24 protein-coding genes are annotated in these 25,761 nt (G+C 62.4%); 7 read left to right on the top strand and 17 right to left on the bottom strand.

Annotation, left to right across the window (positions count from 1 at the left end; all coding sequences use genetic code 11):
- Positions 1-69 precede the first annotated feature (69 nt).
- From madM to pilG, 17 genes are all read right to left on the bottom strand, one after another.
- Positions 70-834 (bottom strand): malonate transporter subunit MadM, encoded by a 765-nt coding sequence (gene madM / locus ACM6I7_RS14495; RefSeq protein WP_115988712.1) that lies wholly within the window; start codon positions 832-834, stop codon positions 70-72.
- A 1-nt stretch (position 835) separates the two neighbouring features.
- Positions 836-1,252, bottom strand: coding sequence for a malonate transporter subunit MadL (madL, locus tag ACM6I7_RS14490; protein WP_003229065.1), 417 nt, complete (start codon positions 1,250-1,252; stop codon positions 836-838).
- Between the two features lie 66 nt (positions 1,253-1,318).
- Entirely contained in the window at positions 1,319-2,239 is a 921-nt protein-coding gene (gene mdcH, locus ACM6I7_RS14485; protein WP_414888778.1) for a malonate decarboxylase subunit epsilon, read from the bottom strand.
- Entirely contained in the window at positions 2,236-2,856 is a 621-nt protein-coding gene (locus ACM6I7_RS14480; RefSeq protein ID WP_414888777.1) for a malonate decarboxylase holo-ACP synthase, read from the bottom strand. Before ACM6I7_RS14480 ends, mdcH begins: the two co-directional genes overlap by 4 nt.
- Complete coding sequence (gene mdcE, locus ACM6I7_RS14475) at positions 2,850-3,635, bottom strand: biotin-independent malonate decarboxylase subunit gamma (RefSeq protein ID WP_414888776.1); 786 nt, start codon at positions 3,633-3,635, stop codon at positions 2,850-2,852. The genes ACM6I7_RS14480 and mdcE overlap by 7 nt, the downstream gene beginning before the upstream one ends.
- Complete coding sequence (locus ACM6I7_RS14470; protein WP_336838940.1) at positions 3,632-4,483, bottom strand: biotin-independent malonate decarboxylase subunit beta; 852 nt, start codon at positions 4,481-4,483, stop codon at positions 3,632-3,634. Before ACM6I7_RS14470 ends, mdcE begins: the two co-directional genes overlap by 4 nt.
- Positions 4,476-4,775: a malonate decarboxylase subunit delta gene (locus tag ACM6I7_RS14465; RefSeq protein WP_007964081.1), complete on the bottom strand. Its 300-nt coding sequence runs from the start codon at positions 4,773-4,775 to the stop codon at positions 4,476-4,478. The genes ACM6I7_RS14470 and ACM6I7_RS14465 overlap by 8 nt, the downstream gene beginning before the upstream one ends.
- Positions 4,775-5,647, bottom strand: a complete 873-nt coding sequence (locus tag ACM6I7_RS14460; protein ID WP_414888774.1) for a triphosphoribosyl-dephospho-CoA synthase — start codon at positions 5,645-5,647, stop codon at positions 4,775-4,777. The genes ACM6I7_RS14465 and ACM6I7_RS14460 overlap by 1 nt, the downstream gene beginning before the upstream one ends.
- Positions 5,647-7,317 carry a malonate decarboxylase subunit alpha gene (mdcA, locus tag ACM6I7_RS14455; RefSeq protein ID WP_095137524.1) on the bottom strand — a complete coding sequence of 557 codons (1,671 nt, stop codon included), beginning with the start codon at positions 7,315-7,317 and terminating at the stop codon, positions 5,647-5,649. Before mdcA ends, ACM6I7_RS14460 begins: the two co-directional genes overlap by 1 nt.
- 102 nt (positions 7,318-7,419) lie before the next feature.
- The gene (locus ACM6I7_RS14450; RefSeq protein WP_146038512.1) at positions 7,420-8,175 is read right to left on the bottom strand and encodes a hypothetical protein; all 756 of its coding nucleotides are present in this window, start codon (positions 8,173-8,175) and stop codon (positions 7,420-7,422) included.
- 234 nt (positions 8,176-8,409) lie between these two features.
- A complete protein-coding gene (locus ACM6I7_RS14445) occupies positions 8,410-8,775 on the bottom strand; it encodes a DUF6124 family protein (RefSeq protein WP_414888773.1) in 366 nt (121 codons plus the stop codon).
- Between the two features lie 534 nt (positions 8,776-9,309).
- The gene (locus ACM6I7_RS14440) at positions 9,310-9,780 is read right to left on the bottom strand and encodes a chemotaxis protein CheW (RefSeq protein WP_027610587.1); all 471 of its coding nucleotides are present in this window, start codon (positions 9,778-9,780) and stop codon (positions 9,310-9,312) included.
- On the bottom strand, positions 9,773-15,673 hold the full coding sequence (locus tag ACM6I7_RS14435; RefSeq protein WP_414888772.1) for an Hpt domain-containing protein: 5,901 nt from the start codon (positions 15,671-15,673) through the stop codon (positions 9,773-9,775). Before ACM6I7_RS14435 ends, ACM6I7_RS14440 begins: the two co-directional genes overlap by 8 nt.
- A gap of 11 nt (positions 15,674-15,684) precedes the next feature.
- On the bottom strand, positions 15,685-17,739 hold the full coding sequence (locus ACM6I7_RS14430; protein WP_414888771.1) for a methyl-accepting chemotaxis protein: 2,055 nt from the start codon (positions 17,737-17,739) through the stop codon (positions 15,685-15,687).
- A gap of 154 nt (positions 17,740-17,893) precedes the next feature.
- A complete protein-coding gene (locus ACM6I7_RS14425) occupies positions 17,894-18,433 on the bottom strand; it encodes a chemotaxis protein CheW (RefSeq protein ID WP_007964098.1) in 540 nt (179 codons plus the stop codon).
- Positions 18,434-18,443: 10 nt separating this feature from the next.
- Entirely contained in the window at positions 18,444-18,809 is a 366-nt protein-coding gene (pilH, locus tag ACM6I7_RS14420) for a twitching motility response regulator PilH (protein ID WP_025109154.1), read from the bottom strand.
- A 60-nt stretch (positions 18,810-18,869) separates the two neighbouring features.
- Positions 18,870-19,274, bottom strand: a complete 405-nt coding sequence (pilG, locus tag ACM6I7_RS14415; protein ID WP_003229093.1) for a twitching motility response regulator PilG — start codon at positions 19,272-19,274, stop codon at positions 18,870-18,872.
- A gap of 225 nt (positions 19,275-19,499) precedes the next feature.
- Between pilG and gshB the strand changes: the two genes are divergently transcribed.
- The 7 genes from gshB (at position 19,500) to ACM6I7_RS14380 (ending at position 25,612) form a co-directional block, all read left to right on the top strand.
- Positions 19,500-20,471, top strand: a complete 972-nt coding sequence (gene gshB, locus ACM6I7_RS14410) for a glutathione synthase (protein WP_027610584.1) — start codon at positions 19,500-19,502, stop codon at positions 20,469-20,471.
- Positions 20,472-20,578: 107 nt separating this feature from the next.
- The gene (locus ACM6I7_RS14405) at positions 20,579-21,478 is read left to right on the top strand and encodes an energy transducer TonB (RefSeq protein ID WP_007964106.1); all 900 of its coding nucleotides are present in this window, start codon (positions 20,579-20,581) and stop codon (positions 21,476-21,478) included.
- Between the two features lie 235 nt (positions 21,479-21,713).
- A complete protein-coding gene (locus tag ACM6I7_RS14400) occupies positions 21,714-22,286 on the top strand; it encodes a YqgE/AlgH family protein (RefSeq protein ID WP_025109150.1) in 573 nt (190 codons plus the stop codon).
- Positions 22,286-22,723, top strand: coding sequence for a Holliday junction resolvase RuvX (ruvX, locus tag ACM6I7_RS14395; RefSeq protein WP_003229101.1), 438 nt, complete (start codon positions 22,286-22,288; stop codon positions 22,721-22,723). Before ACM6I7_RS14400 ends, ruvX begins: the two co-directional genes overlap by 1 nt.
- A gap of 81 nt (positions 22,724-22,804) precedes the next feature.
- Positions 22,805-23,311 (top strand): bifunctional pyr operon transcriptional regulator/uracil phosphoribosyltransferase PyrR, encoded by a 507-nt coding sequence (gene pyrR / locus ACM6I7_RS14390; protein ID WP_027610583.1) that lies wholly within the window; start codon positions 22,805-22,807, stop codon positions 23,309-23,311.
- A gap of 28 nt (positions 23,312-23,339) precedes the next feature.
- Entirely contained in the window at positions 23,340-24,344 is a 1,005-nt protein-coding gene (locus tag ACM6I7_RS14385) for an aspartate carbamoyltransferase catalytic subunit (RefSeq protein WP_003229107.1), read from the top strand.
- Positions 24,341-25,612 (top strand): dihydroorotase, encoded by a 1,272-nt coding sequence (locus ACM6I7_RS14380; protein WP_367086072.1) that lies wholly within the window; start codon positions 24,341-24,343, stop codon positions 25,610-25,612. Before ACM6I7_RS14385 ends, ACM6I7_RS14380 begins: the two co-directional genes overlap by 4 nt.
- Positions 25,613-25,761: the final 149 nt, after the last annotated feature.

Raw genomic sequence — 25,761 nt, 5'->3', positions numbered from 1 at the left:
GGAATGCATTTCCCTGTGGGCGCGAGCCTGCTCGCGAAAGCGTCAGCCCAGACAACTCAAATTCCGTATCTAGCCAACAATCCCGCGAACAATGAAGAACAACAGAGAAGGCCCGAGCAAACAGCCAAGCCCGGTGTGAAACGTCGCCGTCAACGCCCCATAAGGCACCAAGCGCCGATCCGTCGCCGCCAGCCCCGCCGTCACCCCACTCACCGTCCCGGCCAGGCCACCAAACACCATCGCCGAACGCGGGTTATCCAGGCCCATCCAGCGCGCCGCGACCGGCGTGCCGACCATCACCAGAATCGCCTTGATCAACCCGGTGGCAATCGACAGCGCCATCACATCCGAGGTCGCGCCAATCGCTGCACCGGTCACCGGGCCGACGATGTAGGTCACCGCGCCCGCGCCGATGGTGGTCATGCTCACCGCATCGCGATAGCCGAAGGCCCAGGCCATGCACGCGCCAACAATGAACGGCAGGATGGTTCCGAGCAGCAGCGCAATCACACCAATCATCCCGGCCTTCTTCGCCTCGGTCGCCTGCACTTCGAACGCGGTGGCGACGATCGCAAAATCACGCAGCATTGCACCGCCCATCAAGCCGATGCCGGAGAACAGCGTCAGATCCGCCAGGCCTTTCTGGCCACCCGTCAGGGTGCCGCCGACCCAGGCCAGCACCAGACCGATGACGATGGCAATTGCCGAGCCGTGAATGCGCCCGAAGGTCAGGCGTTTCGAGAGAATCACCGAGACCCACATGATCACGCCGACGAAAGCGAACGCGGTGATCAGGCCGTTGTGTTCCAGACCGTTTTCAATGAGTGCCCACATGTCAGCGACCTCCTACCGGGGTGCCGACCGGAGTGACTTCCACCGGTTCGTCGGGCAACGGTTCGCCTTTATGGGTGCGGCTGATCAAGGCAATCGTGCAACCACACACCACCACCGAACCGATTGCCGCCAGCACCGCCACCGGGCCGCCGTGCAGGGCGGTGACGACGTTCTGTTGCGCGGCCATCGCCACCACCACCGGAATGTACATCGCGCCCCAGAAGCCGACGCCCATTTCGCAATCCTTGGTCATGCCGCCGCGTTTCTGCATCCACAACCGCGCGCAGATCAACAGGATCATGGCGATGCCGACCCCGCCGACGTTGGATTTGACACCCAGCAACACGCCAAGCATGTCACCCATGATCACCCCTGCCAGCGTACAGATCGCCAGCAGCGCCACACCGTAAATAATCATTGTTGTAGTCCTCAAAGTGCATCGTCGAATGTTGTTTTTGTTGTTCGAAGCCTGAGTCGCGGCGGTTTAGGGTCGGCGGCCACCCTCCTCTCGCAATAGCGCCTGCAAGGTGTCCAGACGCGCACTGTCAAAGGCAGTGACCGTGCCCGATTCGAACACCCGGCGCGCCAGCCCGGTCAGCACCGCACCGGGCGGCAGTTCGATTTGTAAACGTACGCCGCGCTCGTAAGCGCTTTGCACGGTGCCGCGCCAGTCCACCACGCGGCACATGTTGAAAGCGAGGTCATCACGCAAGGCATCTGGCTTGACCAGCGGACGCGCGCGACTGCCACTCAGGTAAGCGATTTTCGGGATTTGCAGTTCCACTTTGGCGAAGGCCTCGGCGAGGATTCGCGCAGGCTGATCCAGCAACGGACAGTGCGACGGCACGCTCACCGCCAGGCGTTTCGCCAGACCGGCGCCACGACTGCGCGCCAGTTCCGCCACCGCTTGCATCGCCTTGTCGCTGCCGGCAATCACCACCTGGTTATCGGCATTGATGTTGGCCAGATACACCGGCGACTCCGCGCTGTGCACCTGCGCCAGCAGCGTTTCGACGGTGGATAATTGCAGACCGATGATCGCGGTCATGCCATAGCCCTGTGGATAAGCCTGCTGCATCAACTCGCCACGCAGGCTGACCAGATGCAGCGCATCGCTGAAGCTCAAGGCCCCGGCGACCACCGCTGCCGGGTACGCACCGATGGACAGGCCGGCGACGTAATCCGCCGTGAGTCCGTCCTGCAGCAACTGCCGCGAAGCAGCGACCCCGGCGATCAACAGGCACAGCTGAACCGCCCGGGTGCTGCGCAACGCATCGGCAGAATCGAGCCGCGCGACATCTTCACCGAGCACCTCGCTGGCCTCGGTCAAGGTCTCCCGAGGCAAACGCTGGAGCATGCCCGGTTGCTGCGCGCCCTGGCCGGGGAACACCAACAGGCTGCTCACGCTGCCTGCTCCTGCGGGTTCCACGGATCAGCCACCAGACACGCTTGATGGGCGTTTTTCAACAGCACCCGTGCAGCCCCGCCGGCCCATTCGCGCAACGCGACTGCACCGAACGGCGTCTGCAACTGCATGTCGACCCGGCACACGGCTTGATCAAAGAGCTCGACCAGTTTGCGTGCCTGATTGCGAGTAATCAGCTGCGGGGTACGCAGAATCAGATCGAGGTCACTGGCCTCATGCATCGCAGTAAAACCACTGGCCAACTCGAACCCGACACTGCCGCTGATACCCCAGACCCAACCGCAGTCATCAAGCATTGGGCGCAGTTGTTTGAGTGCCTGCATCACAGGTAAATCACGCTCGCAATCGACATGACACAGCGCCTCCGGACTGACCCGACGCACAACCGCCTCAAGCGCCATGAACGCCGCCAGCCGCTGCTCACGCAACACACCGCGCACGCCCACCGCGATCAAACCTTCAGCGCTCACCGCCCGCCGCACCACCACCGGTTGCCCGGCAGCCAGCGACTCGATCGCCCACTGCGGCGCATCCGCCGGCAGCTGCGCCGGGGTCATGCCCCACAGCAGGTCGTGGGCCAGTGGCAGGTTCACCACTGCGCCCTCAGCAGTTCACGCACGCGACTGGATGCCTCACGATTTTTCGCGCCGAGACGCTTGCGCAAGTCAGTGCTGGAGATATCGTCGATGGCCTGTTTCAGGCATTCGGTCACCCGCGCCAGATCCTCCGTCGTCGGCTGCTCGATCTGCTGCACCGAGAGGGTTTCCCAGAGCAATCCGAGGCTGGCATAGCTGTCGATGTCGTAGGCCATTGGCGGCACGCTGGCGGCCAGTGCTTCCAGTTCCTCGACACTGCGCAGCGTCACTCGCGCCGCCGAGGCCTTGCCCATCGCATGCACCATCACCCCGGGATCGCGCAGGGCAATCAAACGGTTGGCCTGATAACCATGAGCAAGAAACGCCCCTGACATGGCCTTGCCCACCAGCAGCGCAATCACCGGATGCCCGGCCAGACGGGCGCGGGCATAACTGTCCGCCGCACCGGCCAGGGCCTGATGAATGCCGAGGGCTTCTTCGCGACGACCGTAAGCCTGGCTCGGGACATCGACGATGGCGATGATCGGGCGCTTCTGCGCTTTATCGCGATCAGCCGTGATCACGTCATCCACAGCCTTGGCCAGCCCCCAGCCTTCGAGCAATCCGACTTCGCCGTTGCGAGCCCGTGGGAAACGGTTGTCGGGGTCAGCGACCACCGCAATAAAGCGTCCAAGTTCGCCATCGGCGACCTTCAACGATGACGGCAAACCTTCGACCTCTACAGCGCCAGCGCTCAACGCGTTAAACCAGTTCAAACCGCGCACGGAATAGCTACTCATGAGCGCCCTCCTTGATACAGATCGCGAACCACCGAAGGCTCGATTTGCTTGTCAGTGTCGAGGCTGGCCAGACGTTGCAGGAACCACTCGGCACCCTGACTGCGCGGTTGCGTCGGCAATCCTTGCTGCAGTAATTCGCCGACCTGCTGACGAATCTGTGCCACATCATCGGCGACATAACGATTTACCAGCCCGCTGGCAAAACGCTGCTCGCCACCAGTCAGGCTCCAGATGAAGGGCCGGTCGCGGGAGTCGTATTCCTCGATCCCGGCTTCCTGCTCGATCACCTGCGGGCCGTTGAGGCCGAGGCGCGCTTCCTGGGTCACCAGCAAATAACTGCACAGCGCAGCGGCAATCGACATGCCGCCGAAACAACCCACGCTGCCCGCGACCACACCGACCACCGGTTGGTACTGCTGCAAATCGACAATCGCCGCATGAATATCGGCAATCGCCGCCAGCCCGAGGTTGGCTTCCTGCAATCGCACGCCACCGGTTTCCAGCAGCAGAATGGCGCGAGTCGGGATGCCTTTACGGTTGTCTTCGGCGGCCAGTTCCAGCGCGCCGGCAATCTTCGCTCCGCCGACTTCGCCGAGGCTGCCGCCCTGAAACGCGCCTTCAATCGCGGCGATCACCACCGGCAAACCGTCGACGCTGCCCTTGGCGATCACCACGCCGTCATCGGCTTGTGGCACCACGCCCTGACGTTCAAGCCATGGCGACATGACCCGTTGAAACGGGTCGAGCAATTCGCGGAAGGTCCCGGCATCGAGCAAGGCTTTCGCCCGTTGCCGCGCACCGAGTTCGACGAAGCTGTGCTTGTGCAACAGCGCTGCGCTGTCAGTCATGGCCGATCTCCTCGAAACCTTGTTCCAGACGCAAACGCACCACACCCGGCGTAGCGCCGAAATCGTGGATATCGATGGCCATCGCCGGTGGCGTGGAGCCGTCGAACATCCGCGCAAACAGATGTTGCCAGCGCTGCTGCGCACCGTTGACCGAGGTCTGCACATTGATCGTCAGCTTGCCGGCCAGCCCCGGTTCGATCAGCACTTCCAGATCGCCCGAGCCGACACAACCGACCAGCGCGCGCCCGCGTGGCGGCTGCCCGGCGGGGAATTCAAAGGATAAGGTTTCCATCAAAACGCTCCCTGAAGGATGCCGTCGCGCTCGATTCGATCGAGCAGCAGCGTGGCGGCGAGCAAGTCGGCGGCGCCACCGGGCGAGGCATTCAATGCGATGAGTTGTTGATCCAGTGCGTGCAGGCGCCGACGCCCGCCGAGGCTGGCGCTGCCGCCGGCATCGAGCACCGCTTGCGCGCCTTGTTGCATGGCGTGCAGGCCTTGTTCACCGGCACGGTAGAGCACGCAGGTGTCGGCCAGATCGGTCATGATCGCCAGCAGCGCGTCGAGCCGGGCGTTCTGTTCGCCGTGGCCGCTGCCGCGGCTGCGTTTGAGTTGCGGCAGACCACGTTGCAGCACTGACGGGAAACCGAGTTGCGCTTCCTCACGGGCACCGCGTGCGCCGTAACGCAGGGCGACTTGTGCGCCGTGGCTCAGCGGTTTTGGTGCGTAGCGATCATCCAGTAAGGCCAGACGTGCGGCGCACAGGGTGACGGCGTTGGCGCTGGAGGATTTTGGTTCCAGTGCAGCGGCGGTGATCAACAGGCCCAAGGCCCAGATCGCCCCGCGATGAGTATTCACACCGTTGGTGGTCGCGAGCATCGCTTGCTCGCCTTCGCGACCGATGCGACCAATCGCTTCGCGCAACGTTGAATCGACTGCGCCGATTTCAACTGCTGCTTCAGCCATCTCCTTGAACGCCGGCCACAACGACAACGCCGAAGCGTGCATCAGGCCCAGGTGCAGATCGGTGTGCGCGCCATTGCCCCTCCGGTCGACCAGCGCCGGTTTCGGCGACAGATCGGCTTCGTCGATCAGCGCATCCACCGCCAGATCGGCCAGGCGTTCGCTCAGGCTCAGGGGTTTCGCTTGCAGGTTGAGTGCGTGCATCACCAGCTCCTGAACTTGGCGGGCGGGTTGTACAGGCCGCCGGACCACTCGACCAGATCGGCAACGCTTTTCGCCGCCAGCAGTTCGCGGGTGGCGTCGGTGCGGCGGATACCGAGGTCTTCGGGCAAGGCGATCAGGCCTTCGCGGCGCATGCGTTCGGTGTCTTTCGGGTTGTGGCGCAGGCCGATGGCGGTGACGCCGGCCACCGCGGCGATCATCGCCTGACGCTCTTCCAGCGAGCGCGCCTTGTACAGGTAGGCGATGCCTTCCTCGGTGAGCAGGTGGGTGACGTCGTCGCCGTAAATCATGATCGGCGCCAGCGGCATGCCGCTTTTCTTCGCCACTTCCACCGCGTCGAGGGTTTCGACGAAGGTCGGTTTGCCGCCCTCCTGGAACGTCTCGACCATTTGCACCACGAGTTTCTTGCCGCGTTCGAGCATCGGTTGCTGTGAATCGTCGTGGCGCATGTCGAGCCAAGCCGGGGTGCCGTGACGGCGACCGCGCGGGTCGTGGCCCATGTTCGGCGCACCGCCGAAACCGGCGAGGCGACCACGGGTCACGGTCGAGGAATGGCCGTCGCCATCGACCTGCAACGTCGCGCCGATAAACAGATCCACCGCATACTGCCCGGCGAGTTGGCAGAACATCCGGTTGGAACGCAGCGAGCCGTCGCGCCCGGTGAAGAACACGTCCGGGCGCGCGGCGATGTAGTTTTCCATGCCCAGTTCGGTGCCGAAGCAATGCACGCTCTCGACCCAACCGCTCTCGATCGCCGGGATCAGGGTCGGGTGCGGGTTGAGCGTCCAGTTGCGGCAGATCTTGCCTTTGAGGCCGAGGGATTCGCCGTAGGTCGGCAGGATCAACTCAATGGCAGCGGTGTTGAAACCGATGCCGTGGTTCAGCGACTGCACGTTGTGTTTTTCGTAGATCCCGCGAATCGCCATCATCGCCATCAACACGTGCACCGGTTTGATGTGCCGTGGGTCGCGGGTGAACAGCGGTTCGATATAGAACGGCTTGTCGGCCACCACGACGAAATCGACCCATGACGCCGGGATGTCGACGCGCGGCAGTTCGCTGACGTCGTCGACCAACTGGTTGACCTGGACAATGACGATGCCGTCGCTGAACGCGGCCGGTTCGATCAGTGCCGGGGTGTCTTCAGTGCTGGGGCCGGTGTAGATGTTGCCGGCGCGGTCGGCCATGAACCCGGCCGAGAGCACGACATTGGGGATCAGGTCCACCACCAGCCGCGCGTAGAGTTCGATGTAAGTGTGAATCGCGCCGATTTCCAGCAGGCCGTCTTCGAGCAACTGGCTGATGCGCAGACTCTGGGTGCCGGCAAAGGAGAAATCGAGCTTGCGGGCGATGCCGCGTTCGAACAGATCCAGATGCTCGGAGCGACCGACGCTGGGCATGATCATGTGCAGATCATGCAGCTTGGCCGGGTCAGCCTTGGCCAGCGAACGGGAAAGGAAATCCGCCTGTTTCTGATTGTTGCCCTCCAGCACCACCCGGTCGCCGGGATGGATTAGCGCTTCGAGCGCGGCGACGATCTTGTCGCTGGGCAACACCACACCGTCGGCCAGCCCGCGCACCTTGTCGAGACGCCGCTGCTTCTCGTCACGCCGCCGCGTCCAGCGCGAGTCGGGGGAAATTGTTGTTGTCATGCTCACTCCACGGGGTTCGCTGTCGTGGAGCTACGTTAGGCGTGTGGGGTGGGGGCATCAATCAAGCGCGGCGGTGAATCGTTACGCTGAGCGTAACGGACACTATAACGGCGGAGTTCGACTCCGACTCCGATTCAACTTCCACTCCCATAAGCTGATGATTAGCTGAGGCACTAACAACACTGCGAAAGTTACTGCGACTAAAGACGGCGAAAAATGCCAGACGCCCGCGAGGGATTGAAAGAACACCGCAGTCAGCAATGACAGTAAGCCCAAGACTATCAGCAGCGACATGCCCTCCCATTTGTTCCAGCCCTTTCCTAGCTCTGCAGCCCCAAGCCCCATACCTGCCAACACGATACTCACCAGAAAACCAGTGAACTGTCCCTTGGTCGCCACGGGCTGTGCGAAGAGTGCTAATCCTGAACTCAGAACCAACATCAAAAGGCTCTCGATAACACCGAACCAAAATAAGATTTGAAATGCCTTCATCAGGTGATGCCGAACAAACGCACGCTGCCTTAGCTCAACCTTTCGTTTGGGTTTAGTGAGCATTGCGGACACCAAAAGCGCTGAACTTACCCCTCCAAGACTCATGATGACGAGGTTTTTGATGATCTCCTTCGACCGGCGCTCCAATCCGTAAAATGTCGAAAGGTCCATATACGTCAGAATCCAAACCGCTCCTATCATCGAAACGCCGAAACCTATTACTTGCCCGATGACCGAGCGATTCATAGAGAGCACCACTGCGGTGATAATTGCTACTGCCGCCCAGCACAGAAGTACGCCGCCAAACGGCGTCTCGTTGTATACCGCCAAAAACCAATCCATTGCATTACTGACCAAAAGCATCACTTAAATATCACTCCTTCCCCTACTGGCTCCATCTTATCGGCACCCCCAACCAGAGCTTTATGCATCAAGACACTCGATGTGACAGCTGCAAAATGTGCAGCGCACATGACGGCCTCTTCGCGAGCAGGCTCGCTCCCACATGGGATTCTTAGTGAACGCACAATTTTTGTGCGCCATAGATCCACTGTAGGAGAGAGCCTGCTCGCGATGGCGTCGCCTGACTCGACGCATTTATCAGTCAGTCGGCACCAACCTGTCCAACACACGGTTGACCGCCATCTCCGCCACCATCACTACTTGAGCAATACCCTGCAGGGTCTTGCGGTGCGTGCTTTGCACCAGCGCTGCATGGTTGTTGAGCATGACGGTGGCCGAGCCGAGGGATTCGCTGGCGTCGGCCAGCAGGGATTCGCTGTCGGCGTCGGGGTTGGCCATATACAGCGTGTTGGGGGTGTAGGGCGTGGCCATGAGGTCGGGTTTTGGCGGGCCGAGGTAATGGTCGAGCGCGCGTTCGGCGGCTTCGTGGAATTTCTTTGATTCGGGGGCTTCGTAAGGGGATGCCGTGTCGGTGACCGGCGGGTTTGGCGTTACTTTGAACATGGGGATAAACCTCTATTAGGCCGCACCATCCCGCTGCTAAACGATAGGGTGGCGGCTATGCGCAAGTTAGCAGACCGGTCAATCCCCAACCCGGCGCACCCGAAGGTGCCATGCGCACAGCCACCATCAAGCGCAGGCGAATGCCTGACTGGATGAATCTCGTGCACCGGGGAAAGGACAAAGCCGGGCTGCTAAACCCGATCACTGGGAATCAGTGACGCAATCAAGTTACGCAGCCTGCCGAGGGCGCACAAGCCGGCGGATTCTGGTGCATGCGTAGGCAGCGGCGCAAGGATTTGTAGGCCGGTGAGGCGTAACACTGAGTGTCTTTAAACAGCTGTGCTGGAAAGTGTTTATTGCGCTACAGAAATCGGACTTTATTTGTAGGAATCGGGTGAAGCGACTGGCGCCTTCGCGAGCAGGCTCGCTCCCACAGGGGATCTGTGTCGTGTCCAAAATCTGTGTTCACTGAAGATTCAATGTGGGAGCGAGCCTGCTCGCGAAGAGGCCAGTCAGAGCAGCACAAAGGCTGGATCAGTGAACCAACCCAGCCTCCACCAACAACTGCTCCAACCCCAACAAATCCGGGACTTTCGCCACCTGTTCCCCGACCTGCACCGCCGCCTGCTCCAGCGCACACAACGGCACATCGACATAACTCAACTGACTGTCGAGCTTGTACGAACGCGGGATCCCCTGCACCAGCAGCGCAATGAATTTCAGCTGCGGCAAGCCGCCGAGGGCGTTGAGGATGACGATCCGCGCGCGTTCGCCGATGACGATTTTCTGCCCGCAGGCCGACTCGAAACTCAGCAGCGGAATCTGCCGCTCACGCCAGCTCACCCGCCCCAGGTACCACGGCGGTGTGTCGAGGTCGAAGGCGCTGGCCTGATAGTCGATCAGCTCGGCGACGGCGACGTTGGGCAGGATCAGGTTGCGATCGGCCAACGGCAGCAGCAGGCCGGTGAGTTGGCTGGTGCGCGCGTTGTGGCGGCGCTCATGCATGTTTCTTGCTCCAGTGGGCAATGCTTTCGAGCAGCACCGATTCCTGATACGGCTTGCCGAGGTAGTCGTTGACGCCGATGGCCATCGCGCGGTCGCGGTGTTTCTGCCCGGTGCGCGAGGTGATCATGATGATCGGCAGGTGTTGCAGGCGTTCATCGTTGCGCACCTGAGTGGCGACTTCGAAGCCGTCCATGCGCGGCATTTCGATGTCGAGCAGCATCAGGTCGGGCATGTGTTCTTCAAGCAGCAACATCGCGTCGACACCGTCCTTGGCGGTCAGCACGTTCATGCCGTGACGTTCGAGTAAACGGCTGGTGACCTTGCGTACGGTCACCGAGTCGTCGACCACCAGCACCAGCAACGGCTTCTGCGGTTCGCTGTCGATTTCCGCCTGCGCCGGACGCTGCGCAACCCGCGCCTGCATCGCGCGGATCGGTGCGAGCAAATCAAGAATCAGCACCACCCGGCCATCGCCAAGAATCGTCGCCCCGGACACGCCCTGCACCGCCGCAAACTGCGGGCCGAGGCTCTTGACCACGATCTCGCGAGTGCCGGCCATCGCATCGACCTGCACCGCAATGTGCCGGTCATTGCACTGCACCAGAAGCACCGGCAACGGCAGGCTCTGGCCGAGCAGTTTCGGCCGTGGCGCGGTTTTCAGCAGCTCGCCCAGATAGCACAGTTCGTAGCGCTGACCGGCGTAGTGATAGCTCGGCGGATCGTTGCGGTAGTGCGCTTCCAGATCATTCGGCAACACGCGCACGATGCCTTCGATGGTATTCAGCGGAATCGCGTATTGATCCTCGCCGCACTGCACCATCAGCGCGCGGTTGACCGACACGGTGAACGGCAGACGAATGCGGAAGTGCACGCCCTGCCCCGGCACCGAGTCGATGCTCATGGTGCCGCCGAGCTGACGGACTTCTTCGTGAACCACGTCCATGCCGACGCCGCGCCCGGAAATCTGGGTGATCTTTTCCGCCGTGGAGAATCCCGGCTGCAGGATGAACTGCAGCACGTCGCGGTCGCTTATTTCGGCGTCCGGTGCCAGCAGGCCGCGCTTGATCGCTTTGCGCCGCACCGCTTCCAGCGGCACCCCGGCGCCGTCGTCGCGAATATCGAAAACGATGTCGCCACCCTCGCGGGTCAGGTCCAGGGTGATCGTGCCTTGCGCCGGTTTGCCCGCCGCCAGCCGCACTTCGGCCGACTCCAACCCGTGGTCGACGGCGTTGCGCAGCATGTGTTCCAGCGGCGCGGCCATGCGCTCCAGCACGTTGCGATCCATCTCGCCTTCGGCGTTGCCGATGATGAACGCGACGTCCTTGTTCAGCTCTTCGGCGACCTGCCGCACGATGCGTTTCAGGCGCGGCAGCATCCGCTCGAACGGCACCATGCGCGTGCGCATCAGGCCTTCCTGCAATTCGGTATTGATCCGCCCCTGTTGCTGCAACAGGTTCTCGGCGTCGTGGTTGCGACGCTCGAGGGTTTCCTTGAGATCGAGCAGGTCGGAGGCGGACTCGAACAGCGCCCGCGACAGTTGCTGCAACTGCGAATGGCGGTCCATTTCCAGCGGGTCGAACTCTTCGTAACCGAGGCGTTCGGCATCGACTTGCTGACGGCTGAGAATCCGTCCCTGGGTTTCGGTGTCGAGCCGGCGCAACTGATCGCGCATGCGCTCGATGGTGGTTTCCATCTCGTTCAGCGCAGTTTGCGCATCGCTGACTTGCTGCTCGATACGCCCACGGAAAATCGAGGTTTCCCCGGCCAGATTGACCAGTTCATCGAGCAGTTCGGCGGAGACCTTGACCATGTCCGCGCCGGCATCAACGGCGGGTGCCGCAGGCTCGGTCTTGGCCGGAAGCGGCAACGGCGGCGGTGTGTCAGGAGTCGCCGGGTGGCTGAAATTCTGGATCGCGTTGATCAGCCGATCCGCCGGCGGGCATGGCTGCCCGGCGCGTACGCCATCGAGCATCTGCGCCAGCCGGTCATGCCCGCGCTGCACCAGCGCGAACAGTTCGGCGGAGGGTTGCAGCACGCCGGTAGCGAGGCTTTCGTAAAGGTATTCCAACTCATGGGCGAGGTCGCCGATCGGGCCGATCTCGACCATCCGCGCACCGCCCTTGAGGGTGTGCAGATCGCGCAGCAGGGTTTCCACTTCCTGGCGATTGCCCGGCTCGGCCTGCCAGCGCAGCAACGCCGCGCCGGAGCTTTCGATGATGTCGAAACCTTCTTCGAGGAAGATTTCCAGCAGTTCCGGATCATGCGCTGCGCTGTCGGGTACAGCCGTCGGCTGCGCCGTCTCGGCACTGCCGGACTGGCCCTGACGGAACTGGCGGATCGCTTCGATCAGGTCTTGCGCCGGGGTCAGTGGCTGATGGTTGTGCAACTGTTCAAGCAACTGGGCCAAGCGGTCGTGGCTCTTGTGCAGCAAGCGTCCGAGCAGCTCGCTGTAGCTGTGGCGACGATCCACCAGACCTTCGTAAAGACTTTCCAGCTCATGGGCCAGATCGCCGATGGCGTCGACCTCGGCCATCCGCGCGCCACCCTTGAGGGTGTGCAGATCGCGCTGCAACGACGACAGCGGCGCAGCGTTGTCCGGGTCGCTCAACCAGCGCTGCAGGGCTTGCCCGGCACTGTCGAGAATATCCACCGCTTCTTCGAGGAAGATCTCGACGATCTCGTCGTCCGGTGCGGTCTCGGCATTGGCGTGGGCGAGTTCGGCGGTCGCGGCGCCCAGTTCGCTGATGCTCAAGGTGCGGCTGCCGTCGCTGCGAATCAGCCCCATCGCTGCCGGGTCGAGGCTTTCATCGAGCAGTTCGTGCAGGGCGCGAATGCGCTGCGGCTGTGGGGTGATTTCCTGTCCGGCGGCCAGTTCGTCGAGCATGTTGATCAGCGCTTCATGGGCGTTCTGCGCTTCGTGGAAAAACCTGTCGCTGACCGCCAGGCTGCTTTCTTCGACGGCGCCATAGAGGTCGAGCAAGGCTTCGCAGAGCACGTCCACCGGCAGCAGATCGGCGAGGTGTGCGCCTTCGCCCAGAGTAGTGAGTTCGTCCAGCAGCGCGCTGAGTTCCTGACGCTCGCCGGGGTGTTGCTGCCAGCGCTGTAACAGGCTTTCGGCGTCGAGCAGGATGTCCATGCCTTGAGCGAGGAAGTTGTTGATCAGTTGCGGATCGCGCTTGATCCGCAGGCCGGTGTTCGGCGCGTTGAGGATCGCCTCCAGGCGTTCGGCCAGCAGCGTTTCGGTGCGTTTGATCAGCGACTGCGCACCGACAATCGGTGCCAGCGGATCGTGCTTGAGCTGGCGCAGACCGACGCGGAAAAGGCCTTCGGCTTCAAGGAGCAATTCCACTTCATCGAGATCCAGCGGCAACTGATGCGCCTTGAACTCGCGCGCCAGTTTATCCAGCGGCGTGGCCAGTTCGGCAATCGGCAACACGCCGGCCATCGACGCACTGCCCTTGAGCGTGTGCAAGGCGCGCTGCAATTCGTCGCTGGCCGGCAGCGGCACATGCTCGGCAGCCTGATCGAGGAAGCGGTTGAGGCTGGCGAGGTGGGTCTCGGCTTCGTTGCGGAAGATTTCCAGCAACAGCGGATCGAGGGCCGCCACGTCGGCGACGTCTTCGGCTGCCAGCGGCTCGACGCCTTTGGCCAGCGCATGCGCGCGGGCCGCCAGTTGATCGACATCGCTGCGCTGACGCTGGCGGTGCGTGGCGAATTCGCTGATCAGTTCCGGCAGCAGCAACACGGTGTCGGTGAGCAACTGCTGCACCTGCGCGCCAGGTTCGACGCAGTGTTCCAGCACGCGGTTGAGCAGGTTTTCCACCGCCCAGGCCAGCTCGCCAAGGATCAACGCGCGCACCATGCGCCCGCTGCCCTTCAAGGTGTGAAAGGCGCGGCGCAGTTCGGTCAGGGCGGCGCGGTCATGAGTGTCGGCCGTCCAGCGCGGCAGGTATTCGTGCAGAACCTCAAGTACCTCGTCGGTCTCTTCGAGGAACACTTCGCGCAGTTCATCGTCCACCGGTTCTTCATCGGCCGGTGGTGGCATCAGGCTGCCGGGCGTGATCAAGGCCGGCGGGTTGACCGCTGACACCGGGCTGGCCAGCACATCGGCCAGCGACTGCACGGTCTCGGGGTCATCCAGCGCTTGCAGGTCCTGCATCACCAGCGCTTCGCTGGGGCTGAGCACCTCGTCGAGCAGCGGTACGTGCGGTTCGTGTGGAAAGAAACCGAGGCTGGCGAGGCTCTTTTGTGCGACATCCAGCAGTTGTTCATTCGGCGCCTGCGGGTCGTCGCTCAGGCGTTCGAGGTAATACTCGAGGCTGGTGATGACGTCGGCGAGATGATCCAGTTGCTGCCAGCCCGGCTCGTGCGGATCGAGCAGCAAATGCTCGCGAATGAAGCTGTTGCAGGCTTCGACCAGACTCGCCGCCCGGCTCAACGGAATCATCGCCAGCGCGCCGCGCACCTGGGTCAGCAGTTCCGGCAACGGTTGCAGTTGCTGGCGATCCCAGTCGGCGTCGATGTAATCGACGATCATGTCCTTGGCCTGTTGCAGGCAGATGCGTGCTTCCTTGATCACGATCTGATGGATCTGTGTCAGGTCGGTGGTCGGCAGGCGCGCGTCTTCGGGGCTTTCCGGCTCGACGGTGCCGACCATTCCGGCGAGGTTGGCTTCGACGTAAAGCAGCGCGCCGGCAACGTCCATCAGGGTCGCGTCATTCGGCTCGCGCTGGCCCTGAGCGAGGCTGAGCACCACCGCCAGTTGATCGATGATGACTTTGCGCGGCTGGCCGAAACCGAGCACCGCGAGGGTGTCGGCGATCTGTCGCAACGGCGCCAGCAGGCTCTCCAGATCGGAGGTGTGTTGACGGTCGCTGCGCACGAACAGGTCGAGACGCTCCTTGACCCGCACCAGCTCTTCGCACAGCGCCGCCAGCACCGAACGCATCGCATCGCGGTCGGGGCCGGCCAGACGCGCGCGTTCTTCGTCGACCATCGCGCTGTCGGGCAACGCGTCGTCCAGGGAGTAGCGATCTTTCATGGTCAGCATCTGCCCGGTGGGATGTTCGGCTTTGGCAATATAGAACAGCAGGCTTTTCAGCAACTCCGGCGGGGGCGGCTGATTGAGGCCGCGCGGGCCTTGTTCGAGCAGGCGCTTGAGTTCCTTGTCGGCGTCCTTGAACAGGCTGCGCAGCGCCGGACTGTTGGCGATGGCGCCTTCGCGCATGCCTTCGACCAGCGCTGAAGCGACCTGCCACAGCGGGCTCAGGGGCGCATCGGCGCTGAGCGCTTCGAGGCGCTGGAAGACTTTCGCCAGGTATTCGAGGTGGGTCTGGTCATCCTGCTCGCGCAGCAAACCGACCAGCGCCATTTGCAGCATCTGGCGCAACTTGCGCAGCATGTTGGGCCACTCGGCCGGCTCCAGCGCGGCCAGCGCTTCTGCGCTCAACGGCGGCAAGTCCGGCAGTGGCGGGCTGAACAGGCTGGTTTCCGAGAGCAGGCTGTCGCCGCGCGCACTGCGCAGATCGTTGATCAGCGGCAGCACCACCAGCGGCAGGTCGCGGCGGGCGCTCTGCACCCGATCAAGGTAAATCGGCAATTGCCCGAGGGCTTGCAGCAGCAAGTGCAGGGCTTCGTCGCGATGGGCGACGCGCCCGTGCTGCAAGGCTTCGACCAGATGCTCCATTTCTTCGGCGAGCAACGCCGCGCCGTAGAACTCGACCATCTGCAAACTGCCGTGCACCTGATGGATATAGGCCAGACACTCATCCAGCCCCGGCGTGGCCTGCGGGTCATCGAGCACGGTTTCAATCGCCTGATGCGCCTGCCTCAGCGTTTCGGCAATTTCACCCTTGACCCATTCGAGGGCCACGTAGTCGTGCCGGTCACCCATAACCACTCCACTCACGCCTTGTCCGTCGCGGACGCCGACGGCAAGGTGAAACCGGATACCGAACGGCGCAGCTGACTGGCCATCTTCGCCAGGTTGCCGATGCTCTCGGCGGTGGCGGTCGAGCCAGACGAAGTCTGCGAGGTGATCTGCTGGATCACGTTCATCGTCAGCGAGATTTGCCCGGCCGACGAGGTCTGCTGCTGTGCCGCGTTGGAGATGCTTTGAATCAACGCGGCGAGGGTTTTCGAAACGCCTTCGATTTCTTCCAGTGCCACTCCGGCATCCTGCGCCAGTCGCGCGCCGCGCACCACTTCGGTGGTGGTCTGCTCCATGGAAATCACCGCTTCGTTGGTGTCGGTCTGAATCGCCCGCACCAGGGTTTCGATCTGCCGGGTGGCGGCGGACGAACGTTCGGCCAGCCTCTGCACTTCGTCAGCGACCACGGCAAAACCGCGTCCGGCATCCCCGGCCATCGAGGCCTGAATCGCCGCGTTGAGCGCGAGGATGTTGGTCTGGTCGGCGATGTCATCGATCAGGCTGACGATATCGCCGATTTCCTGCGACGACTCGCCCAGACGCTTGATGCGCTTGGCGGTGTCCTGAATCTGTTCACGAATGTTGTCCATGCCGTGGATGGTGTTGTGCACCACCTCGTTGCCCTTGTTGGCGATTTCCACCGAACGCTCGGCCACCGCCGAGGATTCAGCGGCGTTGGCCGAGACCTGATCGATCGACTGAGCCATGTCGCTGATCGCGGTCGAGGCTTCGGAAATCTGCTGCGCCTGATGCTCCGAGGCCTGGGCCAGGTGCATGGCGGTGGCCTGGGTTTCCTGCACGGCGGCGGCGACCTGGCCGGCGGTGAGGTTGATGGTGGCGACCAGATCGCGCAGTTGATCGACCGAGTAGTTGATCGAATCGGCGATGGTCCCGGTGAAGTCTTCGGTCACCGAGGCGGTCACGGTCAGGTCACCGTCGGCGAGGTCTTCGATCTCATCGAGCAGGCGCATGATCGCGTTCTGATTGCGTTCGTTCTTCTCGGCGGTCTCGCGTAACTGGCGGTTGGTTTCACGAACCATGACCATGCCGATCAGGATGATCGAAGCCAGCGCCAGCAAGCCCAGCACGTAGCCGCCAATGGTGTCGGTGTTGCGCCCGACGGCAAGGTTTTCGAAACCGCTGGCGAGGTGTGAGGCTTCGTCGAGCATGGTCTGCGACAGGCTGAAGATATTGCTCGCCGACTCCCGGACCTTGAACAGCTCCGGCGAGGTTTCGAGGATTTCATCCACGGAGCCGGAGACGAACTGGAACAGCTCGGAAATTTCACTCAGCCGCGCACGGGCATCACGGTCTTCGACCTGGCTGACTTTCAGCGCCGGGTTGCCCTGCAACATGCCGTTGAGCACCTGGCCGAAACGGGTGGCGTCGCGGCCAAACGCATCGGCAGCCTGCTGCGAATTCTCGTCGCCGGCCAGTACGGTGTTGACCGCGCCAAGGATGCGTTCGGCCAGCAGCGATTGACGCTGGGCCATCGCCACCTGCGCTGCCGGGGCGCCGCGTTGCAGAAGGATCTCGACGACTTTTTCGTATTCGATCTGCAACTGCGGCACGGTTTCGGCCAAGGTCGCGGCGACTTGATGCAGCGAGAGCACGGTCTGCTCGCTGGAGAGAATCGCGTCGGTGTTTTTCAGCAGGCGTTCCCAATCCAGCTGCACCGCGCGCATTTCCGGGCGCACGGTGGCCGGCGCGGGCGGCAGGCCGGTGGCCGGATCGCCCTTCTTCAGGTAACCCCAGCGCTGGGCAAAATCGTTGCGCGCATCGCTCAGCAGCTTGAACGCTGCCGACTTCCCGGCAGCCGCTTCGGTGGCGTTCTTGGCGATGCGTTGCGACAGCACGCGCAGCTCACCGGCGTGGCCGATGTACTGCTTGTCGTAGTTGGCCTGGGTGTTGAGGTAGGCGAAGTTGGCGAACAGCAGCATGATGAACACGATCAGTGCGATGAACAGCACGATGATCTGCGAGCGACTGCGCGACCCTTCCGCCGATTTGCCTGTTTTTGCCTTTGTCATCGGTCCTCGCCTATTCCCGCGCCATTTAAAGCTCACCGAAAACCCTGTGGGAGCGGGCTTGCCCGCGATGAGGCCGGCACATCCGACATCTATGGCGACTGATCTGACGCCATCGCGGGCAAGCCCGCTCCCACAGGTTTGGGTGGTGTTTCGACTAAATTGCGACGCTCATGAACACTGGCGATTTGGCCAGCGCAAACAGGCTGAACACCCGCCAGTTCTGCTCACGCCGGAAATAGCCTTTGACGAACTCGGCCTTGGAGCCCTGGCGTTTGCTGATCGAGATCGGTTCGAAGCTGTCCTGCTCGAAGTGCTGCAGACCGAACACCTCATCCACCAGCAACCCGGCGAACACATCGTTGTGCTCCACCACCAACACACGCCGCTGTTTGCGCAACGGCGACAGCTCGTGACCGAAAAAGCCGCACAGGTCCATGATCGGCAGCAAGCGCCCACGCAGGTTAGCCACCCCTTTGACCCACGGCTTGACCCCGGGCAACTGAGTGCAGCGCGGTTCGTGCAGCACTTCGCTGACTTCGCCCATCGGCGTCACGTACCAATGCTCGCCGAGGCGAAAACCGATGCCGCTCCAGCGATCCTGACGGCCGGGCTGCGACGGCAGGTCCGCCGCCAGCAGACGGCAGCGCTGGTCGATCTGCCACAGCAGCTCGAACGCGGTCAGCGACTGGTTCATGGCCGCGCGATCAACCGGCCAGCACGTTGTTCAGGGTCTTGATCAGCATGTCTTCTTCGACCGGTTTGGTCAGGTAATCCTTCGCGCCCTGGCGCGTGCCCCAGACCTTGTCGGTTTCCTGATCCTTGGTGGTGATGATGATCACCGGGATGTGGCTGGTCTCGGCATCCTTGGTCAGTTGCCGGGTGGCCTGGAAGCCGTTGAGGCCGGGCATGACGATGTCCATCAGCACGGCGTCAGGCTTTTCCTGACGGGCCAGGGCCACGCCGTCGGCGCCGTTTTCGGCCTTGAGCACTTCATGGCCGTGCTTTTCCAGCATGCCGGTGAGTTTGTACATTTCAGTCGGCGAATCATCGACGATCAGGATACGTGCCATGGTCTTCCCCATTTTTCTTGTCGACACCCGGCCCGCTGGCCGAGCGTCACTGTACGTGTCTTACTGCGGCAAAACGGCGGCGAAGCCCGGAACATGGGCCTGAATCGCGTCGAGCAGTTCTTCCTTGCTGAAAGGCTTGGTCAAAAATTGATCAGAACCGACAATCCGCCCCTTGGCCTTGTCGAACAGCCCGTCACGCGACGACAGCATGATCACCGGCGTGGCCTTGAACGCACTGTTGTTCTTGATTAAAGCGCAGGTCTGATAACCATCCAGACGCGGCATCATGATGTCGACAAAAATGATCCCGGGGTGGTGGTCGGCGATCTTCGCCAAAGCGTCGAAGCCATCGATCGCCGTGATGACTTCGCAGCCCACATTTTTCAACAGCGTTTCGGCGGTGCGACGAATCGTTTTCGAGTCATCGATCACCATGACCTTCAAGGCGCTGGACTGCTGTTCCATAAGAGGGCTCTACCGTCGCCTTTGCGAATCAAATTGTCCGTTTTGCGATGAGTAATGGCTGGAAACCCTTGATGCTCAAGGGCCAGCACGCTATGCCAGCCTTTTTAGCACAGTCTCCAGATGCAATCTATCGACGGGTTTTTCCTTGACCGAAAACCCTGCCAGCGCCACTCTGGCGGCACTTTTTCAATACCGATCCGGTAGCCAATTTTCGAGGAAAACCCAATGAGCGTTCGCGTCGGGATTGTCATGGACCCTATCGCCAGCATTTCCTATAAAAAGGATAGCTCGCTGGCCATGCTGCTGGCCGCGCAGAAACGTGGCTGGGAACTGTTCTACATGGAGCAGCGCGACCTGTATCAGGCCGAAGGTCAGGCGCGGGCACGCATGAAGCCACTGAAAGTCTTCGCCAACCCGGAAAAATGGTTCGAACTGGACGCCGAGCAGGACAACCTGCTGAGCGACCTGGATGTGATCCTGATGCGCAAGGATCCGCCGTTCGACATGGAGTTCGTCTACTCCACCTATTTGCTGGAACAGGCCGAAACCGCCGGCGTGCTGGTGGTCAACAAGCCGCAGAGCCTGCGCGACTGCAACGAAAAACTGTTCGCCACGCTGTTCCCGCAGTGCACCCCGCCGACCATCGTCAGCCGCCGCGCCGATGTGCTGCGTGAATTCGCCGCCAAGCATGGCGACGTAATCCTCAAGCCGCTGGACGGCATGGGCGGCACTTCGATTTTCCGTCACCGCGTCGGCGACCCGAACCTGTCGGTGATTCTGGAAACCCTGACCGCCCTCGGCAATCAGCAGATCATGGGCCAGGCCTACCTGCCGGCAATCAAGGACGGCGACAAACGCATCCTGATGATCGACGGCGAGCCGGTGGATTACTGCCTGGCGCGAATTCCGGCGCAAGGCGAAACCCGTGGCAACCTCGCGGCCGGTGGTCGTGGCGAAGCGCGGCCGCTGACCGACAAGGATCGCTGGATCGCCGCCCAGGTTGGCCCGACCCTGCGCGAGAAAGGTTTGCTGTTCGTCGGTCTGGACGTGATCGGTGAAAACCTCACCGAAATCAACGTCACCAGCCCGACCTGCATCCGCGAAATCGACAACGCTTTCGGTACCGACATCGGCGGCATGCTGATGGACGCGATCGACAAGAAGCTGCAAGCCGCCGGCAAAAAGCCGCAAGCTTGACGTGTGTCACATGCAGCTTGTCGCTTGAAGCGTGAAGCCCAAGGCGTGAAACCAACATTGCGTTATCATGCGCAGCCTCTGAAAAACGCGATGTTGGTTTTCTTGTCATGACCCTCCCGTCCGATCTGCCCGCAGAACTCGCCCACCGTGGCGTGCGCCCGGCCGATCGCCTCGGATTTACCCTGTTTCTCGCGGCGCTGATTCATTTGGCGCTGCTGCTCGGTGTCGGCTTTACCATGGTCGAGCCCAAGCAGATCAGTAAAACCCTGGAAATCACCCTTGCCACCTTCAAGAGCGAAACCAAGCCGAAAAAGGCTGATTTCCTCGCTCAGGAAAACCAGGAAGGCAGCGGCACCCTCGACAAGAAGGCGATTCCCAAGACCACCGAGGTCGCGCCGTTCCAGGACAATCAGGTCAAGAAAGTCACCCCGCCCCCGGCCGCCAAACCGGAAGTACGCGAAGCGGCGCCCAAGGCTGCGGTGACCACCGTGGCGCCGAAACAGCAAAAGGCGCCGACCAAGAAAGAAGAAACCAAAACCGAGACCAAACCCGCGGTCAACGCGCCGACATTCGACAGCTCGCAGCTGTCCAGCGACATCGCCAGCCTCGAAGCGGAACTGGCCAACGAACAACAGCTGTACGCCAAACGCCCGCGCATTCACCGCTTGAGCGCGGCCTCGACCATGCGCGACAAGGGCGCCTGGTACAAGGATGACTGGCGCAAGAAGGTCGAGCGCATCGGCAACCTCAATTACCCGGAAGAAGCGCGCCGCAAGCAGATCTACGGCAACCTGCGGCTGATGGTCTCGATCAACCGCGATGGCTCGCTGTATGAAGTGCTGGTGCTCGAGTCCTCCGGCCAGCCGCTGCTGGATCAGGCGGCGCAGCGCATCGTCCGGCTGGCGGCACCGTTTGCACCGTTTACCGGCGATCTGTCGGATATCGACCGACTGGAAATCATCCGCACCTGGAAATTCGCCCGGGGCGACAAGCTCTCCAGTAACTGACCGCCGGCATACAGGTTTTTTGTGGTGAGGGGATTTATCCCCGATCGGCTGCGAAGCAGTCGCAAAACCAGCATGCGCGGTATGTCAGGCATATCACGTCAATGGATTCAGGGCCGCTTCGCGCCCCATCGGGGGTAAATCCCCTCACCACAAAGGTTCAGCTTCAACAATGGATCTGCGTTGTTCTCTGATCCTCAGCTTGTCAGTTCGCCCCTTGAACGCCACACTATCGCTCATGAAAAACGTCAGCCCCAGCTACCTCAAGCATCACTTCCTGATCGCCATGCCGCACATGGCCGACCCGAACTTTGCCCACACCTTGACCTACATCGTCGAGCACACGGCCAATGGCGCCATGGGGCTGGTGGTCAATCGACCGCAAGAGCTGAATCTGGCTGACATCCTCGAGCAATTGCGCCCGGACATCGATCCGCCAGCGCTGTGCCAGCATGTGCCGATCTTCATTGGTGGCCCGGTGCAGACCGATCGCGGTTTCGTCCTGCACCCGGCGGGCAAGACCTTTCAGGCCACCGTCGAGCTGGACGGTGATCTGGCGCTGTCCACCTCTCAGGACGTGCTGTTCGCCATCGCCGACGGCGTAGGCCCGGCGAAAAGCGTGATTGCCCTCGGTTATGCCGGTTGGGAAGCCGGGCAACTGGAGGCCGAGCTGGCCGACAACGCCTGGCTGACCTGCCCGTACGACGCCGACATCCTGTTCAACACCAGCAGCGAACTGCGTCTGGAAGCGGCGGCACGGCATCTGGGGATCAACCTCAGCCTGCTGACCAGCCAGGCGGGGCACGCCTGATGGCCCTGCGCCTGATTCTCGGCTTCGACTACGGCACCAAACAGATCGGCGTTGCGGTCGGCCAGGTGATCACCGGCCAGGCCCGCGAGCTGTGCACCCTGAAAGCGCAGAACGGCGTGCCCGACTGGAATCAGGTCGAAGCGCTGTTCAAGGAATGGAAACCCGACGCCGTGGTGGTCGGCCTGCCGCTGAACATGGACGGCACGCCCAGCGAGATGTGCCTGCGCGCGGAGAAATTCGCCCGCCGTCTCAATGGCCGTTTCAATGTGCCCTTCTATACCCACGACGAACGCCTGACCACCTTTGAAGCCAAGGGTGAACGACTGGTGCGCGGCGGGCAGAAAGGCAGTTACCGCGACAACCCGGTGGATGCCATCGCCGCCGCTCTGCTGTTGCAGGGCTGGCTCGATGAAAACACTGCATTGTTTGAATCCTGACAAGCGCTTCGGCGCTTTTCTTTTGGTTATAAACCCAGCCGCGTCCGGCAGGACGCGGCTCGGAATCACGAAGGAGCAACCATGAGCCTGCCCAATCCCGCCGATCTGATCAGCCAGATGGCGACCCGCCTCAAGGCGCACCTTGCACAGCGTGATATCAGCGAACCGCGTTACATCGGCATCCGCACTGGCGGCATCTGGGTCGCGCAGGCCTTGCTCAAGGAATTGGCCAGCGACGCGCCATTGGGCACGCTGGATGTTTCCTTCTACCGCGACGACTTCAGCCAGAACGGCCTGCACCCGCAAGTGCGCCCCTCGGCCCTGCCCTTCGAGATCGAAGGCCAGCATCTGGTGCTGATCGATGACGTATTGATGAGCGGCCGGACCATCCGCGCCGCCATGAACGAACTGTTCGACTACGGCCGCCCGGCCAGCGTGACCCTGGTCTGCCTGCTCGACCTGGACGCCGGCGAGCTGCCGATCCGCCCGAACGTGGTCGGCGCGACGCTGTCGCTGGCCGCCAATGAGCGGGTCAAGCTGTCCGGCCCGGAGCCGCTGACGCTCGAACTGCAAGACCTGAATTCCTAACCCGCCCTTATTGAGAGTCCCCCTCGCGATGACGCCTCTAGATACCAAGCGCCCGCTGCAGCTCAATGATCAGGGCCAGCTGCGCCACTTCCTCTCGCTCGATGGCCTGCGCCGCGAGTTGCTGACGGAAATCCTCGACACTGCCGACTCGTTCCTCGAAGTCGGTGCCCGGGCGGTGAAGAAGGTCCCGTTGCTGCGCGGCAAGACCGTGTGCAACGTGTTCTTCGAAAACTCCACCCGCACCCGCACCACCTTCGAACTGGCGGCCCAGCGGCTGTCGGCGGACGTGATCACCCTGAACGTGTCGACCTCGTCGGCCAGCAAAGGTGAAACCCTGCTCGACACCCTGCGCAACCTCGAAGCGATGGCCGCCGACATGTTCGTCGTGCGCCACGGTGATTCCGGCGCCGCACACTTCATCGCCGAACACGTCTGCCCGCAGGTGGCAATCATCAACGGCGGCGACGGCCGTCACGCGCACCCGACCCAGGGCATGCTCGACATGCTCACCATCCGTCGGCACAAGGGCGGTTTCGAAAACCTCTCGGTGGCGATCGTCGGCGACATCCTGCACTCGCGGGTGGCGCGCTCGAACATGCTCGCGCTGAAGACCCTCGGCTGCCCGGACATCCGCGTGATCGCGCCGAAGACTCTGCTGCCGATCGGCATCGAGCAGTACGGCGTCAAGGTCTACACCGACATGAACGAAGGCCTGAAGGACGTCGACGTGGTGATCATGCTGCGCCTGCAGCGTGAGCGCATGACCGGCGGCCTGCTGCCGAGTGAAGGCGAGTTCTATCGCCTGTTCGGCCTGACCACCGCGCGTCTGGCCGGGGCCAAACCCGATTGCATCGTCATGCACCCAGGGCCGATCAACCGTGGGGTAGAGATTGAGTCCGCGGTGGCCGACGGCCCGCACTCGGTGATCCTCAATCAAGTCACCTACGGCATCGCCATCCGCATGGCCGTGCTGTCGATGGCCATGAGCGGGCAAACAGCGCAACGTCAATTCGAGCAGGAGAACGCCCAGTGAAGCTCAGCATTCTCGGCGCCCGCGTCATCGATCCAAGCAGCGGCCTGGATCAAATCACCGACATTCACGTTGAAGCCTGCAAGATCGTCGCCCTCGGCGCCGCACCGGCCGGTTTCACCGCTGTGGAAACCATCGACGCCAACGGTCTGGTTGCAGCACCGGGCCTGGTCGACCTGAATGTGGCCCTGCGCGAGCCGGGCTACAGCCGCAAAGGCACGATCGCCAGTGAAACCCGCGCCGCAGCGGCCGGTGGCGTGACCAGCCTGTGCTGCCCGCCGAAAACCAAACCGGTGCTCGACACCTCGGCGGTGGCCGAACTGATCCTCGACCGCGCCCGCGAAGCCGGCAACACCAAGGTGTTTCCGATTGGCGCGCTGAGCAAAGGGCTGGATGGCGAGCAACTGGCAGAACTGGTGGCGCTGCGCGACGCCGGGTGTGTGGCGTTCGGCAATGGTCTGGAGAGTTTCCGCAACACCCGCACCCTGTGCCGGGCGCTGGAATACGCGGCGACCTTCGACCTGACAGTGATTTTCAATTCGCAGGATCACGATCTGGCGGATGGCGGTCTGGCCCATGAAGGCGCGGTCGCCAGTTTCCTCGGCCTGCCGGGGATTCCGGAAACCGCGGAAACCGTGGCTCTGGCTCGCGATCTGCTGCTGGTCGAGCAGACCGGCGTGCGCGCGCACTTCAGCCAACTGACCAGCGCGCGCGGCGTGGCCCTGATCGCTCAGGCGCAGGCCCGTGGTTTGAAGGTCACCGCCGATGTCGCTCTGTATCAGTTGATCCTCACCGATGAAGCGCTGATCGACTTCAGCAGCCTGTATCACGTGCAACCGCCGCTGCGCACCCGCGCCGACCGCGACGGCCTGCGTGAAGCGGTGAAGTCCGGGGTGATTTCGGCGATCTCCAGCCATCACCAGCCGCACGAACGCGACGCCAAACTAGCACCGTTCGGCGCGACCGAGCCGGGCATCAGCAGTGTGGAGTTGCTGCTGCCGCTGGCGATGACGCTGGTTGAGGATGGTTTGCTGGATCTGCCGACCCTGCTGGCGCGCCTGAGTGCCGGGCCTGCGGATGCACTGCGTCTGCCGGCGGGCAAACTGGCGGTGGGCGGTGCGGCGGATATCGTACTGTTCGACCCGAAGGCGTCCACCGTGGCCGGTGAAGGCTGGCTGTCGAAGGGCGAGAACTGCCCGTTCCTTGGGCACACCCTGCCGGGTGTGGTGCGCTATACGCTGGTGGACGGGCGGATCAGTCACCAGGCGTAACCGGCTGCTGAGGGACATTGTGGCGAGGGGATTTATCCCCGATGGGCTGCGCAGCAGCCCTCAATCTACAACCGCGGTGATTCAGTTCCTCCGCGGTTGAATGTTTTAGGGCCGCTACGCGCCCCATCGGGGATAAATCCCCTCGCCAC

It is taken from the genome of Pseudomonas sp. IT-93MI4, from assembly GCF_949767635.1.
Classification (GTDB): Bacteria; Pseudomonadota; Gammaproteobacteria; order Pseudomonadales; family Pseudomonadaceae; genus Aquipseudomonas; species Aquipseudomonas putida_A.
This window is presented reverse-complemented; position numbering and strand designations above follow the sequence as displayed.